Source organism: Chryseobacterium sp. JAH (assembly GCF_001507335.1).
Lineage (GTDB): Bacteria > Bacteroidota > Bacteroidia > Flavobacteriales > Weeksellaceae > Chryseobacterium.
The window spans coordinates 215,683-231,031 of record NZ_LMAH01000007.1 but is presented as its reverse complement, the minus strand read 5'-3'; the positions used below and the strand labels follow the sequence as shown (position 1 = coordinate 231,031).

The following is a 15,349-nucleotide window of genomic DNA, read 5'->3' as shown; positions in this document are numbered from 1 at the left end:
AAAACTTTCCTAAGTGCCTTTTGGTTTGAAAAAGGACATGGTGAGGTCTTTGAGCAGTGACCAAAAGACACCGGAAAGCATTAATTAATAGGTATGAAAATTTGTCCCGTGTAAGCTTTAAAAGCCGCAATAGGTTGTACACCCTATTGTATCATGTCAAGATACTCTATGTGGTGAAGCGGGCTTAGATCTTTAAGTAGATATGGGTGAACTTCATTGAAAAAAGACGGCATGGGTACTCTACATTATCTGATTCGAGGCACTGGTATACCCATCCCAAGATAAGAGAGACCCACGCCTAGGTCGTGAGCCGCTTACTTATTATCTCAGGGATTTAAAAATTACCAGTTTTCGAACCGAGACTCTAAGCAATAGCTTCTAAATTTCTTTGAAGTATCGCAAAGTTACATTTCAGTAACTTATTTTACAAATATAAAAAAAATATCTTAATAGACACTTATAAGTATCCTAAAATTTAGATCTAAAGCAAGAATTTTACAATCAATGAAAGATGAGACTTTTAATATTGCTAAAAAAGCTCTGGGTTACAGGATTTTTGAATTAAGACAGAAAATTATTAATCCAGAAACAAAAAAACCCATTTCACAGGAGGAATTAGGATTAAGAACGGGTCTTGTAAAGAAAACAATTGGTGAATTAGAACGAGGAAATACAAACCCTGAATTCGAAACTTTACTTGTTATTTTCAGAGAACTTAATGTTACTATGCAAGAATTCTTCGATTTTAATATAGAAGAGTATGCAAAACTCGCCAAATTAAAAAAATCTTAATTTACTTTAGATTCTCCTGTTTTGATAAGGCTGAAAAATATTACTTTAATCTTTTAAATTTAAAAAGACAGTTTTAGTGACAATCTTATTCTGTTCCGCTTTATAAGTTACTTCGACATAGAATCCAAATAATTTATATAGTACAAAGTGTAAATCTGCAAGTGTTCTATCGCTACGATAGAGTGTCGTATTAGAAACAAAATCAATAAAAAATGAGATATGTAATATATCTCATTTTTGTATAATGTTCTGTAATTATTTATTTAACCAACTCTTTCAAATACTCTCCATAACCGCTTTTACCATATTTTGTAGCAGTTTCGAGGAGTTTTTCTTCATTGATGAATCCGTTCCTGAAAGCGATTTCTTCGATACATCCAATTTTGAAACCCTGTCTTTTTTCAATCACGCGTACAAATTCTGAAGCATCATTTAAAGAATCAAATGTTCCGGTATCAAGCCACGCAGTACCACGGTCTAAAACACCAACTTCAAGCTTACCTTTACTTAAATAAACGTTATTGATGTCCGTAATTTCCAATTCGCCTCTGGGGGAAGGTTTAATATTTTTAGCGATTTCTACCACTTCATTATCATAAAAATATAATCCGGGAACAGCATAATTTGATTTGGGTTGCGTAGGTTTCTCTTCAATAGAAACAGCCTTAAATTGATCGTCAAATTCTACCACGCCATATCTTTCCGGATCGGCAACGTGATAAGCGAAAACGACACCGCCATCAGGGTTGGTTTTGTTTTTTAATAAAGTTCCCATTTCTGAACCGTAGAAGATATTATCTCCCAAAACCAATGCAGCAGAATCGTTACCAATAAATTGATCACCCAAAATAAAAGCCTGTGCAAGACCGTCAGGACTTGGCTGAACTACATATTCGATATTACACCCTATCTGTGAACCGTCTCCTAAAAGTTTCACAAATCCGGCCTGATCATGAGGGGTTGTGATGATGAGGATGTCTTTAATTCCTGCCAACAACAATGTTGAAAGCGGGTAGTAAATCATCGGCTTGTCATAAACCGGCATCAGTTGCTTACTTACGGCAATTGTCAGTGGGAATAATCTTGTTCCTGAACCGCCTGCTAAAATAATTCCTTTCATAATGATTCTCTATTTAATGAGTAAGTGTTTTAGAAAAAACATCGAAAGAAGAAGCATCCTCATCTTTTTCCGAAATAATCATTTTATCTTTATGTATGCCCCAATCAATATCAAGTGTTTCGTCAGTTGGAGAGACTCCGTTCTCGGAAGATTTATCATAAACATTATCACACTTATAGAAAAAAACAGCATTTTCCGATATAACAGAAAAACCATGTAAAAATCCTCTCGGTATAAATAATTGTTTTTTATTTTCTGCAGAAAGTTCTACAGCAACATGCTGCCCAAAAGTAGATGAACCCGGACGTACATCAATAGCAACATCTATCACTGTTCCTTCAATCACTCGTACCAATTTTGCCTGAGCAAACTCACCTCCCTGCATGTGCAAACCTCGAACAACTCCGTATGATGAACTTGACTGATTGTCCTGAACAAATGTGGGTTTATATCCTAAAATGCTTTCCAACTTATTTTCATTATAAGATTCAAAAAAGTATCCTCTTGAGTCTTCAAAAATTGTTGGTTCCAAAATAAAACAGCCTTGTAGTTTTGTTTCTGTAGCTTTCATATTAATTATTATATTGTCCGTCGTAATATTTCTGATACTCTCCGCTAGTCACATTTTCCAGCCATTCTTTATTTTCTAGGAACCAATCGATTGTTTTTCCTAAACCTTGTTCAAATGTTACACTTGGTTTCCAACCCAAATCTTTATTCAGTTTTGAAGCATCAATTGCATAACGCTTGTCATGACCTGGTCTGTCTTTTACGTACGTAATCAGTTTTTCTGAATGACCTGCAGGATTTCCCAGCTTTTCATCCATCTGCTTAATTAATTCTTTCACCAAATCAATGTTCTGCCACTCGTTGAAACCTCCGATATTGTAGGTTTCTCCGGTTTTAGATTCATTGAAAATCTGGTAAATCGCTTTGGCGTGATCAATCACAAACAGCCAGTCTCTTGTATATTTTCCGTCACCGTAAATTGGCAGTGGTTTTTCATTAATAATATTAGAAATACAAAGCGGAATCAACTTCTCCGGAAAATGATTGGGGCCGTAATTATTGGAGCAGTTTGATAAAATAAACGGCATTCCATATGTGTTCCCGTAAGCTCTCACCAAATGGTCTGACGCTGCTTTACTTGCAGAATAAGGTGATTGCGGATCGTAAGGTGTAGTTTCTAAGAAAAATCCTGTTTCGCCAAGACTTCCATACACTTCGTCTGTAGAAACGTGGTAAAATAAGTTTTTTCTCGCCTCATTTGGAAATCTTCCGTGTGTGTGATCCGGGTTTAATGTCCAGAATTCAATACATAGATTCAAAAGATTGGCCGTTCCGTTGACGTTGGTGTTGATGAATGCGTTTGGATCTGTAATGCTTCGGTCAACGTGACTTTCTGCTGCCAAATGCACTACTGCATCCGGATTGTATTTTTCAAAGACCTTTCGTAATTCTTCAGGTTTAGTGATATCTGCTTTCTCGAAAACATAGTTAGGCTCGTTTTCGATATCTTTTAAATTCTCAAGATTCCCGGCATAAGTCAACGCATCAAGATTGATGATCTTAGAATCAGGATTATTTTTTACAAATTCTCTTACAACGTGCGAACCTATAAATCCCGCTCCGCCGGTGATGATGATGTTTTTCATATTTAATGTTTATTTAATTCTATCGCCTTGACCTTTTCCACCTACCGTCGAAAGTATGTACCTAAAATAATCAGCTATTGTTAAGTTAGTCAGCATTTCAGCGTCTTTTTCAGCTAAGAGAACGGGAGTTGACATATCAATTTCATTAATTTGAGCAAGACCTGTAATTCCCGGAACAGCATTATAAACCCCTCTCTTATCTCTTTCCTCAATCAATTCAACTTGGTTAAATAGATTAGGTCTTGGTCCTACCAAACTCATATCACCTAATAAAACATTAATAAGTTGTGGCAATTCGTCTAGCTTTGATCTACGAAGAAAGCTTCCGAATTTGGTAATCGTAATGTCTTTAGACAGGTGTGTAGCCACAGATTTAGTATTAACAGGCATTGTACGGAATTTCAAAAGCTTAAACGGCTTTTTATAGCGTCCTACTCTTTCCTGTACAAAAATCGGTGATCCTGTATCAAAAAATCCGATAATATACAATACTATCCCAACCGGCCACAAAAATAGAAGTCCAAAGAAAGAAAAAAGAAAATCAAATATACGTATCATATGCTTAGTTAAAATTAAGTTATTTAGTTTTAAAACTTTTTATGGTTTTTATCAATCCTTCTTCCGCAGACATAGGAAGTTTTTCAATTCCCAATGCAGATTTTATTTTCTGGTTGCTAACCACATAGGACTCGGTTAGCTTTTTCAATCTTTCTGAGTTTAAAGGTAAGTGTAACTTATCTCCAAAAACCGCAATTTTTTCAATCCAATTCTTAGAAATATTCCACAATCTAGCCTCTTTTCCCAGCGCTACGTTTACAGTTGAGATTAATTCATTTGTAGAAATTGCCTCGTCATCTGCAAAGTTATAGATTCCAGATGGCAAATCTTCTTGAACCATCATCTGATTAATTAAAAAATTTAGATTATCAATACTTAAAAAAGATCTTTTATTTTCAAATGCTGCCAAAGGCCAAGGCAGACCTTTCTCAACAATTTTATACAGAAGATTAAGATTTCCTTTATTACCAGGACCGTGAATCATGCATGGCCGAATGATGAAAAGTCTTTTATTTTCAGGTAATTCCTGTGATAGTAAATGCTTTTCAGCTTCTAATTTTGACTTTCCATAGGGTGTTTTAGGATTTGAATAATGATCTTCATTCAAAGTACCATCAATAGTATCCGCAGTCGCTTTTACAGAACTAAAATAAAAAAAATCTTTACTATTTGAATTTAAAAACTCTTCAAAAATCTTAATGGTTAAATCTCTGTTTATTTTAAAATATTCCTCTTCCGCTGAAGTATTTTCTGTATCATGGGCTTTCCCTGCAAGATGAATAATAACCCCACAATTTTTTTGAAAATTATTTTTCCATCCATCATTTCTCAAAGATATAGGTACAATTTCTAACCCTTTATTTTGAAAAAAGGCAGAAAGGTTTTTCCCGACGAATCCGGATGAACCGGTTATAAGTATTTTCATTTGATATTATAGGAATTGAATTCAGCTTGTAAAGTTTGATCAAATTTCTTTAATTTAATATTTGATAAATTAGAATTATAAAAGTAATATGAGGTTTTACTGTTTTTGTAATATGTCTTAAATAAACTAATAACCCAAACAAATATTTACACTTTTTAGCGTTTAAATATTCAAAAAACAATATACCATTTTGAGAATAACATCAATTTGGCCATCTATAATTACTTATATTAATTCCTAGTGAGTAGATTTGAATTGTTCAAAAACTAAAAAAATTCTAGTTTATTTATTATAGATCGTTATATTTTTTTTGAAATACACTGAGCTTGAATCGAGGTGTACAACTAATAAAAAATAAGCATTTGTTTCACAAAAATTGTTTCAATGTCTCTTTGTTGATTAAAGCTCTCTCCCTATCAGAGAACCATCCCCATTTATTAAAATATGTAATTGCTGAATTTATAAAGATTTTAAATAATTTTCTACTCTTATTTGCACCTGAATGATAACCGTGATATACAGATACTTTTGGGAAATAAATGGTTTTATAATGTCGATGAATTCTTCTAGACAAGTCCCAATCTTCAAAATACATAAAAAATTTATCATCATAGCAGCCCAATTCCTGTAGTACCCTCATTTTTATAATTGTAAAACAACCCGAAAGAATTGGCGCATTATAAATAAGATTCTCATCGATAAAGCGGAGCTCATAATTATTTATAAAACGTTTATATATTGTAGTAGGTTTTTTTAATTTTCGCATTAAAACACTATAGGGAGATGGAAGCAATTTGGGAAGATTTTGTATTGTACCATCTTCATTTAAAATACGAGGCATCATCATTCCTACATCAGGATTTTGTTGCATATATTCAATCATAGGGGAAATAATATCTTCATTAAAATAAGTATCCGGATTTACAACCAAATGATATTCTGAACCTATAAGAAGTGCTTCTTTTAAAGCTATATTATGTGCTGCTCCAAAACCAGGATTCGACGGATTAAAAATATAAATAATATTTTCACGTTCAAACTGCATCTTTAAAACATCTGTTGGAGAATTATCTATTAAATATAGAATTAGTGACTTATAATTATCAAATAAATTTTTTACTATTCTTTCTAATTCTTTTTTATCTGTATTATATAAAACTATGGATGCAGTAACTTTATTTATATATTTTTCCATTATCTATTAACATTTATCCATTGATCTAAATTAAAATCATATACTTTTATCACTTTAGCGGGTGAGCCAACCGCTATACAGTGCGCCGGAATATTTTTGCTTACTACACTCATTGCTCCGATAATTGAACCTTCTCCAATGGTCACTCCTTGTAAAACGCAAACAAACTCTCCCAACCATACATTTCTTTCAATTCTTACCGGATCACTATATATTTTTCGTGAATTCGGTGGTGTTGTTGGTGAATCGTGAAATTTTCCTTTATAGCTTCCATGATTATGATCTGAAATATAGACTTTACTTGCAATCAAGACATCGTCTCCAATATAAATACTTTCCACAGCAGCTATATGAACATCATCGTTTATTTGAACATTCTTTCCTATTCTAATAAGTGTTTTTTTATTTCCGGTTAGCGAAAAAGCATCAATTCTGCAATTATAACCTGTTGTGAAGTTATCGTCTACACTAATGAATTTCTTACCTCTTAATCTAAAAGGAAATCTTATTAATCTTGCATTTGAAAATATAAAATAAGTTCTAATTTTAAAAATTATTAACTGACAAATACTGATTAAACCATATTTTTCCAACATATTTATCTTATTTTAACAATTAATATTCTTCTAAAATACTTAATTAAAGAAAAAACAACCAAAACAATATATTCTAAAGAATTTATTATTTTTAATTGTAATGCATCTTTAATATTTTTAAGTTCTCCTAATTCCATTCCTTTTAAATTTCCAGAAAGACCTGAATGTCCGAAATGAGCTTTTCCTCCTCCTGTTATTACCAAACTTTCATTTAATAAATAACAATTGTGTTTTTGAGCAATTCGTATGAAATAATTCCCTTCTTCTGCAAACTTCTGCGATTCATCAAAATAACCAATACTATCTACGATTTTCTTTTTGAAAATAATTGTCGGAACAACAAACAAAAACTTTACCAATAATAATTTTGGAGAAATTCTTGTTAGATGACCTAACTTTTTCCAAAGAACCTTATTAAAATATTCTCCATTACGATTTGTTCCTAAAAATTCAATATGTGTGTTTTCTTTTAAAATCTTCACCTGTCTTTCCAACTTATTGGGCAACCACTCGTCATCTGAATCCAAAAGAGCAATCCACTCGGAAGAAGCATTCTCTATTCCTTTATTTCGAGCGCTCGAAACACCTCCATTAGACTTATTTATTAATTTAATTCTAATTTCCGTATTTGTACTAATAAATTCTTCTACTAGCATGTTAGAATTATCAGTACTTCCATCATTTACAACAATAATTTCTGAAGGTAAAAAAGTTTGAGAAAACACAGATTCTAAAGTTTTTAAAATCGACTTTTCTGAATTATACATCGGGATTACAACTGACACTGTTGTCATTAGATATCTTTTTAAAATTATTAAATTAACTTTCAAAAAAACTTTTCTTATGTTTTTACTGCTTTCGCCTTTATTATCTTATCTTTTAAATCAAGAAGCCAATTTTTATTCATACAAGGTTTTTCAACTAAAAGATAGAAAACACTAGATATTAATAATATAAAAATTATCAATATCAAAATATAAAAACCTACATTTAAAAATGAGTAGCCTGAAATTTGGTATTTAAACAATTGATTTCCAAACATACTAATAATTGCATAATGTAGTAAATAGATAGAATAACACATTCCTCCTATATTTGTAACTATTGGATTCCGTAGAAATTTAAATACATTATGAATCAGTACATAATAATAAAACAAGAAAATTAGCAAAACCTGAAGAAATTCCCACCCTAATGCTATAGAACTATTAAAGTCACTAGATTCAAAAAGCCAAATAGACACAAAAAGCAAAAGAGATATTATTTTGTCAAATTTTGTTTTTGGCAAAATATTTTTTTCCATCAAAAAAATATCTACAAGCAAAAAGCCTATTAAAAAATAATGAAGATAATTGAGAAGTGATAAGAAAGATAATCGACAATAATGATTAAAAACAATTAAAACAATTATTAAAGATATCATTGAAAGCCTCCTTATTGACACTTTTTTAATAGAAAAAAACAATGCAAGTAAGGGAGCTAAAATATAAAACTGAACTTCTATTTCTAAACTCCACGCAGATACATTAAGTAAGGGATATTCGCCAGGATAAAAGAAATTGTGTGTATATGACAAAGAGGCTAGTAGACTTTTAAAAGCCTCTGCAAACTCTAAATTTCGCACGACATATACTGAACCAATAAATAATAAAAACATAACTAAGATATAAGGAGGTTCCAATCTGGTTAGTCGCCTTGAAAAGTAAGATTTTATATTTATTGGATTGCCATTTATGATATAGAATTTTGCAAAAGGTAAACCTAAAATAAAACCACTAATAATGAAAAATAGAGGTACACCTAGTTTTCCATGTGAAGCAATTTTTTTTAATAAAAAATAGTCTGTATTATCATCATATAAATGATAATCTTTGTTTGTGATAAACAAAAAAAGATGAAAAATTACAACACTTAATATTGCAATAAAGCGTAAACCGTCAATTTCCGGTATAAAGTTTCCAGAAGAAGTAATTCTTTTGAAGTATGTATTTAAATTTTTGTTCATGTTATATAGTTATGTGTGAAAGTTCTCAATCATACTAAAATTTAATTACCAATTATTAGAAGTTATTTACAGTATACTTTCAACTTTCAAAAACCCTAAACAAAGATTCCAATTGATTTTGTTCTGTATATGTTTCACTTACTAAATTATAAGCGTTGCTAGAAATTTGTTCATATAACTCTTTATTATTAATTAATGCTTCAATATATTTCACATACTCTAAACTTGAATTGTGATGAGGCAAAAATCCAGTGAATCCATTTAAAATATAATCGGTTACTCCGCCCACTGCATTTGCAATAACAGGCTTTTTAAGAATCATTGCTTCCATTATTACGCGTGGTAATCCTTCTGTCTCAGATGGATGAATTAGTATATCTGCTGTATTAAAATACGAAATTACATTAGGCTTGTTTAGAACTATTTCCACGTAATTTTCTAAATTATCTCTCGCAATTATTTGTTTCACTTGATTATAAAAAATTTCCGATTCACCCCCTTTGTAAATTATTCCGACTAAAAGTAATTTAAAATCTACACCTCTTTCTTTTAAAATCTTAGCAGCTTCGAGCGAAACTAATTGTCCTTTATCTTTAAGAAAACCTCCGGCATGGAGGATTACTGTAGTGTTTGGCCCTTTGGATATTTTTGCTTTTTCTTTAGATATTTTAGTCTCATTAATGGCATTAGGAACCACATATAGATTTTCTAAAGAAGCAAACCCTCCGGCAAACAAGGCATTTTTTGTTGCCTGAGAAACACATAAATAATTGTCAATCCATTTTTTAAGCATTTTACTTTCAATCGTTGAGATTTGAGCAGGAATAAACCAACCTCTGGCAAAAAATAAAGTTTTGAAGTTCTTTGCAGGAAAAAACATTAAAGCTGAGAGCACTTTGAAATTATTAATTATAACAAAATCAGGTTCTAATCTTTTAATCCTTTTAATTGTTTCCTTTCGCATCTTCCACCAATGTGGTACAAATAAAAAATAATTGATCAACTTAAGAGGTAAAGATTTTGATGTATTAATAATATATGGTTTATCTCTTTGCTCAATTACTTCAAGACTAATATTTCTAATTTCAATATCTTCAACAAAGGCTTTGCATGAGCCATAAAAATCAAGCATTTTAACATTATGCTTTTCGGATAGCCTTTGAGCAAGTTCTACAGTACTGATTCTTGCACCACCATAGTCTTGAACTGCTTCTAAAAAAATAATATTCATAAGCTATTGGTTAGAATTAATTTTTTACCGCTTTTGAAAGAATCTGAAATTTCTTTCTTTTTTATAGAGGTTAATATATTTTCTTTGTTTTGTTTGTTAGCGATAACTACATCCCCCATTTTTAATGTGATTTTACTTTTTTTACCAGAGTTGGTGGCTATAGGAAATTTTGAATTATTTTTATAATTTAATCCTTTCATTATAATACTACCCGTTAATTTATTATCAAGTATTTTCTTATAACCTCGGTCAACATAAAATTCTAGAGCTATTCCTGAACCGTAATCCTTATGTTTATTGACGAGAATATTAATGTTTTTTTCGTTATCACCAATTAAATTATCAAAAACCATTAATAAACCTCTATTTGCATTGTTAAAAGTATATAGATTTTCTATAATAATATTGTCTAGTTCATCATTATTGGTATTCGGTTCAATATCTATACCTGCCTGTGGTTCTGTTCCATGGGTATTGGATACTATTGAGTTTTTTATTGTAATATTTTTTCCAGTTATAATAGATATTCCATTTCTTCTATTACTATTAATAAATGCATTATCTATGAGTATATTTTTGGACGTAATTTTATGCTGATTGCCTATGTAGATCCCATCGCCCCAACAATTGGAAATCTTTGGCGAAAATAAGTTGATGTTTTCACTATGTTTAATCCACACTCCCATTCCCCATTCACCCTTATTATCGAGATGTTCATTTCTATCACCTTCAATGTTAGCATTAAAAATATCTACGTTCTTTATACCATCAATAAGAAGAATATGGTAGGTATTTTGGTTATTTGGTAAAATTTTAAGTACGGTATTGCTCTGAAAAATAACCGTGGAATTACTTTTTAATTTAATTCCTTTAACATTTACAGCGATAGGGAAATTGGGAAGAAGTACAATACTATGATTATCAATCCCTTTTTGTATATAATCCGTATAGTCTATATCCCCTCTCTCAGAATGTCTTTTGGGTAAATATGCTGTAATATCCTTAGCGGAAGCATTAACCTGAAATTTCACTGTATTAGCAGCGCGTTGGGAAAGATATGTTTTTAAAACAATTTCTGGGATATTCTTATCCCCAAAATTTTGGGCGCTTCCATTGCTTATTATAAATAATAATAATAAAAGTTTTAACTTAAGTAATAGTTTATTCATTTTACTTTTCTTTATTAAAAGATTCCCACATCGAGTCAAAATATAATGTTTCTCTATCTTTATCTTCTACAGGATTAAATACTGAGTAATAAGGATAATACATATTATACTTATGAGAATCTTTTACCAAATGATCATAAGATATTAAATAATAAGATACTTTATAATAACAAATAATTGTAAGTGAAAGCATTACAAACCCGAATCTCTTAAAATTAAAGCGATAAATTCTATTTAAATTACTAAGAGTATTTGTAAAATATATAATCATAAATATTCCAAAATAATTCAGGAATCTTCCAAACCCTGCTATCAAAACAAAAATGGCAGCGATAAGAAAATAGGCAAATACTAAATTGTCAAACTTTCGATTAATATTTTTCTTATTAAGTTTTATCACATAAGCAGGTAAAATTATAAATAATAAAGTATTGAGAATTGTCCCATTAATATTTGCGGTCATTATCGAATATACATTAAATTTATTTGATAACGATTCTGTGAACAAGAAAGCTTGAATGGCTTCTGGTACAAAAATGAATATTCCTGATAACGCCAAAACAATGCATATAAGCAGAACAACACTTTTTGGTGTTAATTTGATCTTATTTAACAAAGGAAATACTAATAAAATAATTGAGGAATAATGAAATAGTATGGCTATAATATTAAGGACATAATATTTTTTTAATTTCTTTTTTTCCATTAAAGGATACATTAATAAAAAAATTGATACTGCAATTGATTCGCGTAAGATTTCCATATTAAAATACACAAAATACAAGAAAAAGTACAGTAGTAAAGCAAAGAATTTATATTCGCAGTATTTTTTGATAAATCTAAAAATAATGGTATTTACAAAAACGGCATGAATTATTTGAAATACCCAAAACTCATCAGTAAAGGTTTTGACTATAGATAATGAAATGGTGAATAAAGGCTCAAAAGTGTAATTAGAGTTAGAAAAATCGTTCACCAAACCTTTGAGGGTTGGAATACCTTTAAATACAGATTGATAAGCAATTGTATCACCTCCTACTTTCCACCGAAGCCCTGAAATAAGGATAAAAATAAAAAGCAAAAAATAGTAGATACTATTGTCTTTAATTTTAATTTTTCTAAAATCAAAAATCAATGTAAATACTGTTAAAAGTATCAAAATAACAATATATATCATTCTTGTTTATTTATGATCACGATAAAATTTCTATAAAACCTGTACAAGAGACCAGAGTAGAAGATTACACATAAAAAACCTATTGTACTTCTATAACCAAGATTAATATCAACATACATAATAGTTATGACTAAACTAAGTGCAGGAAATAGTAATAATATAAAAGTATAAGGATTAAAAGGAATATAATAAAGTTTATTCGAAACAATCCAAGATATAATCACTAGAAACAAATTGGTAATAATCATTGAAAAAATCACCCCTTCCAGTTCGTAAATCCTAATAAAAAAATAAAGTGAAAGCAAATTTACAATTAATGACAATGCAAATGTATAAGTCAAAAATTTGGTTTTTTCCATAATCCGCGGCCCTATATCTACCGTTTCTTTAATAATATATAATGAGAAAAAAAGTGTTAACCCACCTACATATTTATATGAACTATAAAAATCCTCTGTGGTTAATAATATTACTATTTCTTTAGAAAATAAACTCAGCAAACAAACAAACAAAAAAGTAACGCCGCAAATCAAAGGGAATACATTCGAAAAAATTATTTTATTATTCTCTTTCTTGAACTGAGTATATAAGAAAGGAGTCCAAGCCATTATAAACGCACTATTAACGAGCTGAATTGACGATGCGAGCTTCAGCGATACAGAATATATACCTATCGCCGCCAATGATAGATAACCTAGCATAAAAAATCTATTCGCATTCCCTAAAAGCACACTACCTATCCTGGCAGGAATTTGTGGTAACGAATATCTTATACTTTTCTTAGTAAATGTTTGTGATAATCGAAAGACAAAAAATCTACGTACAAAAAAGGTTACTAAAATCGTAGAAAAAAGAAGAGAAAAAACTTGAGCATAAAATACCCCCATCATTCCGATTTTGAATTTGATAACAAGCAAGTAAACAGATAATAAAGAAAACAAAACTTTAACAAGAATAACAAACAGAAATTTTGCATTCTCTTTTTCGAAACGTAAAACAATAAGACCAAGTATGCTTAAATTTGTAAGTAATAATTGAAAAGATAGTGTTCTTATCATCCACATATACTCTTTTGATTTAAAAAAATATAAAGACATAAAAGGAGCTGCTATGTATATTACAAGCCCCATAATTAAAGAAAAACAAATCACCCAAAAATAAATTGCAGAAACCAACAGCTTTTTTCTGACAATATTACTTTGATAATAATATCGTTGTAATGAAGTTTCGAATTGCAATAGCCCAAATATCGATAAGACCGCAAGAAAAGTACCAATCATATCAATAATACCATAATCTACGCTATTAAAGTAGCGGGTATATATTGGCAAGATGATAAACCCTATTAATTTCTCAATAGAAGTTGCCAGTCCAAAAGATAAAAAAGCTTTTAAAAAATCTTTCATCTTATGTAAATTTAATGACTTTTCCTGGCACTCCCACAACGATGGCATTATCTGGGATATCCTTCACAATCACAGAATTTGCCCCTATAATAACATTTTTTCCGATTTTTACATTAGATAAAATAGATACTCCCTGCCCAATCCAAGTATTATCCCCGATAACTATGCCTCCTTTTGAATCTAAAATTCTCTCAATTGGCTTTACCGAAATATCGCTAAAATCATGTTTCCCATGCGAATGATCTGAAATAAAAACATAACTCGCTATTAAAACATCATTTCCTATTTTAATACTATTAATGGCTGAAATCTGACAGTTAGGATTAATAGTAACATTATTTCCTATCTTGATTTCTGGATTAAAGCGAAATTTTTTATAAACGTTTATTGCTTGCAAACGAAGATTTTTACCACTTTGAAAATCTTTCCCAATTTCAATAAATTCCGTTCCCTCTACGCGAGATGGAAACTGAAATAACGCGTAACCATCAACTTTCTTGAGTCCTCGATTTAAAGAATACGAAAATAATCTATCAACTATAATTGATATTTTTTTGAAAAACCTATATCCGAAAACATATGATAAAGCTTTAAGGAAATTCATCTTAATATATTATTTTAAATAAAAATTATTTAACCAGTTGGAAACATCATATTTTTTGATGATTTCTGTATTTATATTCTCGTATTTCTTATTCATGAAATCTACAAGAGATTTGTTGTCATCAATACCTAAAATATAAATATTTGAAGAATGATAAAAATCATAATTCTTAATTTTTTTATCATTTGTAATAAGTTTCTTCTTGAAAAAAATTGCTTCAAGAGGTCGTAAGGTAAGGCCTGATTGTCCTGTTGGTTGAACATCAATCAATCCCTTTGTAGAAGATACAAATCTATTTAAATAGTCTTCATATGATATAGGAATAAACTGTTCAACATTACTTTCTCCTTCATCAGGAATAATATAAAAACTACTAACAAGCTTATTATCTGTAAAAATACATTTAATATCATTTAAATAATTCCTTCTTCCTTTATTATTTCCCAAGAAAAATCCATCATAAATCAATTGTTTTTTATCGAGCTCAATGTTGTCAAAATAAAACTGATTATTATAATGTAGGTTATACTTTTTACAATCATCAAAATCAAAAGACCACTTTTCACACAATCCTTCGGGTATTTTGTCTGGATGGATACATCTAAACACAGGATTCCAATACCATAAAATAATCCGAATTTTAGGATATTTTTTTTTTATATATATCAAATGATCAATACGGTTTTCGGCGAAAACAATAACTGTATTTATGTGTTCGAGCTTGTTTTTCCAATTTCCAAACCAGTAATTCCTTCCTATTGTAGTAAACTCAGAAAATTTTCTGAAAACTTTACCAACTTTATTAACTTTTTTAAAGCTATCACAAACGGAAACTCCTTTCTTTTTAAAATTTTGCCGAAAATACGTTATAGAATCATATAAGACAATAATTTTATTCTTATCATAATCATCCATA

The 15,349-nt window shown here is 30.0% G+C and carries 16 protein-coding genes; 1 reads left to right on the top strand and 15 read right to left on the bottom strand.

Annotation, left to right across the window (positions count from 1 at the left end):
- Positions 1–504 precede the first annotated feature (504 nt).
- Positions 505–792, top strand: coding sequence for a helix-turn-helix domain-containing protein (locus AR685_RS15050; protein WP_059125050.1), 288 nt, complete (start codon positions 505–507; stop codon positions 790–792).
- Between the two features lie 259 nt (positions 793–1,051).
- Here AR685_RS15050 and rfbA read toward each other — a convergent pair whose 3' ends face one another.
- The 15 genes from rfbA to AR685_RS14975 form a co-directional block, all read right to left on the bottom strand.
- Complete coding sequence (rfbA, locus tag AR685_RS15045; protein ID WP_059125049.1) at positions 1,052–1,912, bottom strand: glucose-1-phosphate thymidylyltransferase RfbA; 861 nt, start codon at positions 1,910–1,912, stop codon at positions 1,052–1,054.
- Between the two features lie 13 nt (positions 1,913–1,925).
- The gene (gene rfbC / locus AR685_RS15040) at positions 1,926–2,483 is read right to left on the bottom strand and encodes a dTDP-4-dehydrorhamnose 3,5-epimerase (RefSeq protein WP_059125048.1); all 558 of its coding nucleotides are present in this window, start codon (positions 2,481–2,483) and stop codon (positions 1,926–1,928) included.
- A gap of 1 nt (position 2,484) precedes the next feature.
- Positions 2,485–3,567: a dTDP-glucose 4,6-dehydratase gene (gene rfbB, locus AR685_RS15035; protein WP_059125047.1), complete on the bottom strand. Its 1,083-nt coding sequence runs from the start codon at positions 3,565–3,567 to the stop codon at positions 2,485–2,487.
- Between the two features lie 9 nt (positions 3,568–3,576).
- Entirely contained in the window at positions 3,577–4,125 is a 549-nt protein-coding gene (locus AR685_RS15030; RefSeq protein WP_059125046.1) for a sugar transferase, read from the bottom strand.
- Positions 4,126–4,144: 19 nt separating this feature from the next.
- Positions 4,145–5,050, bottom strand: coding sequence for an NAD-dependent epimerase/dehydratase family protein (locus AR685_RS15025; RefSeq protein ID WP_059125045.1), 906 nt, complete (start codon positions 5,048–5,050; stop codon positions 4,145–4,147).
- 367 nt (positions 5,051–5,417) lie between these two features.
- Entirely contained in the window at positions 5,418–6,245 is an 828-nt protein-coding gene (locus AR685_RS15020; RefSeq protein ID WP_059125044.1) for a glycosyltransferase, read from the bottom strand.
- A complete protein-coding gene (locus AR685_RS15015; protein ID WP_059125043.1) occupies positions 6,245–6,841 on the bottom strand; it encodes an acetyltransferase in 597 nt (198 codons plus the stop codon). The genes AR685_RS15020 and AR685_RS15015 overlap by 1 nt, the downstream gene beginning before the upstream one ends.
- Before the next feature lie 2 nt (positions 6,842–6,843).
- A complete protein-coding gene (locus AR685_RS15010) occupies positions 6,844–7,635 on the bottom strand; it encodes a glycosyltransferase family 2 protein (RefSeq protein ID WP_059125042.1) in 792 nt (263 codons plus the stop codon).
- A 47-nt stretch (positions 7,636–7,682) separates the two neighbouring features.
- The gene (locus AR685_RS15005; RefSeq protein ID WP_059125041.1) at positions 7,683–8,846 is read right to left on the bottom strand and encodes an acyltransferase family protein; all 1,164 of its coding nucleotides are present in this window, start codon (positions 8,844–8,846) and stop codon (positions 7,683–7,685) included.
- A gap of 79 nt (positions 8,847–8,925) precedes the next feature.
- Entirely contained in the window at positions 8,926–10,077 is a 1,152-nt protein-coding gene (locus tag AR685_RS15000) for a glycosyltransferase family 4 protein (RefSeq protein ID WP_059125040.1), read from the bottom strand.
- The gene (locus tag AR685_RS14995; protein ID WP_059125039.1) at positions 10,074–11,246 is read right to left on the bottom strand and encodes a right-handed parallel beta-helix repeat-containing protein; all 1,173 of its coding nucleotides are present in this window, start codon (positions 11,244–11,246) and stop codon (positions 10,074–10,076) included. Before AR685_RS14995 ends, AR685_RS15000 begins: the two co-directional genes overlap by 4 nt.
- 1 nt (position 11,247) lies before the next feature.
- The gene (locus AR685_RS14990) at positions 11,248–12,423 is read right to left on the bottom strand and encodes an EpsG family protein (protein WP_059125038.1); all 1,176 of its coding nucleotides are present in this window, start codon (positions 12,421–12,423) and stop codon (positions 11,248–11,250) included.
- The gene (locus AR685_RS14985; RefSeq protein ID WP_059125037.1) at positions 12,420–13,829 is read right to left on the bottom strand and encodes a lipopolysaccharide biosynthesis protein; all 1,410 of its coding nucleotides are present in this window, start codon (positions 13,827–13,829) and stop codon (positions 12,420–12,422) included. Before AR685_RS14985 ends, AR685_RS14990 begins: the two co-directional genes overlap by 4 nt.
- Position 13,830: 1 nt before the next feature.
- Positions 13,831–14,433 (bottom strand): hypothetical protein, encoded by a 603-nt coding sequence (locus AR685_RS14980; protein ID WP_059125036.1) that lies wholly within the window; start codon positions 14,431–14,433, stop codon positions 13,831–13,833.
- Positions 14,434–14,442: 9 nt separating this feature from the next.
- Complete coding sequence (locus AR685_RS14975; protein ID WP_059125035.1) at positions 14,443–15,348, bottom strand: hypothetical protein; 906 nt, start codon at positions 15,346–15,348, stop codon at positions 14,443–14,445.
- Between the last annotated feature and the right edge of the window lies 1 nt (position 15,349).

Excerpts from the sequence above, each read along its gene's own strand:
- AR685_RS15050 (WP_059125050.1), top strand. The coding sequence starts at position 505 with ATGAAAGATGAGACTTTTAATATTGCTAAAAAAGCTCTGGGTTACAGG.
- rfbA (WP_059125049.1), bottom strand. The coding sequence starts at position 1,912 with ATGAAAGGAATTATTTTAGCAGGCGGTTCAGGAACAAGATTATTCCCA.
- rfbC (WP_059125048.1), bottom strand. The coding sequence starts at position 2,483 with ATGAAAGCTACAGAAACAAAACTACAAGGCTGTTTTATTTTGGAACCA.
- rfbB (WP_059125047.1), bottom strand. The coding sequence starts at position 3,567 with ATGAAAAACATCATCATCACCGGCGGAGCGGGATTTATAGGTTCGCAC.
- AR685_RS15030 (WP_059125046.1), bottom strand. The coding sequence starts at position 4,125 with ATGATACGTATATTTGATTTTCTTTTTTCTTTCTTTGGACTTCTATTT.
- AR685_RS15025 (WP_059125045.1), bottom strand. The coding sequence starts at position 5,050 with ATGAAAATACTTATAACCGGTTCATCCGGATTCGTCGGGAAAAACCTT.
- AR685_RS15020 (WP_059125044.1), bottom strand. The coding sequence starts at position 6,245 with ATGGAAAAATATATAAATAAAGTTACTGCATCCATAGTTTTATATAAT.
- AR685_RS15015 (WP_059125043.1), bottom strand. The coding sequence starts at position 6,841 with ATGTTGGAAAAATATGGTTTAATCAGTATTTGTCAGTTAATAATTTTT.
- AR685_RS15010 (WP_059125042.1), bottom strand. The coding sequence starts at position 7,635 with ATGACAACAGTGTCAGTTGTAATCCCGATGTATAATTCAGAAAAGTCG.
- AR685_RS15005 (WP_059125041.1), bottom strand. The coding sequence starts at position 8,846 with ATGAACAAAAATTTAAATACATACTTCAAAAGAATTACTTCTTCTGGA.
- AR685_RS15000 (WP_059125040.1), bottom strand. The coding sequence starts at position 10,077 with ATGAATATTATTTTTTTAGAAGCAGTTCAAGACTATGGTGGTGCAAGA.
- AR685_RS14995 (WP_059125039.1), bottom strand. The coding sequence starts at position 11,246 with ATGAATAAACTATTACTTAAGTTAAAACTTTTATTATTATTATTTATA.
- AR685_RS14990 (WP_059125038.1), bottom strand. The coding sequence starts at position 12,423 with ATGATATATATTGTTATTTTGATACTTTTAACAGTATTTACATTGATT.
- AR685_RS14985 (WP_059125037.1), bottom strand. The coding sequence starts at position 13,829 with ATGAAAGATTTTTTAAAAGCTTTTTTATCTTTTGGACTGGCAACTTCT.
- AR685_RS14980 (WP_059125036.1), bottom strand. The coding sequence starts at position 14,433 with ATGAATTTCCTTAAAGCTTTATCATATGTTTTCGGATATAGGTTTTTC.
- AR685_RS14975 (WP_059125035.1), bottom strand. The coding sequence starts at position 15,348 with ATGGATGATTATGATAAGAATAAAATTATTGTCTTATATGATTCTATA.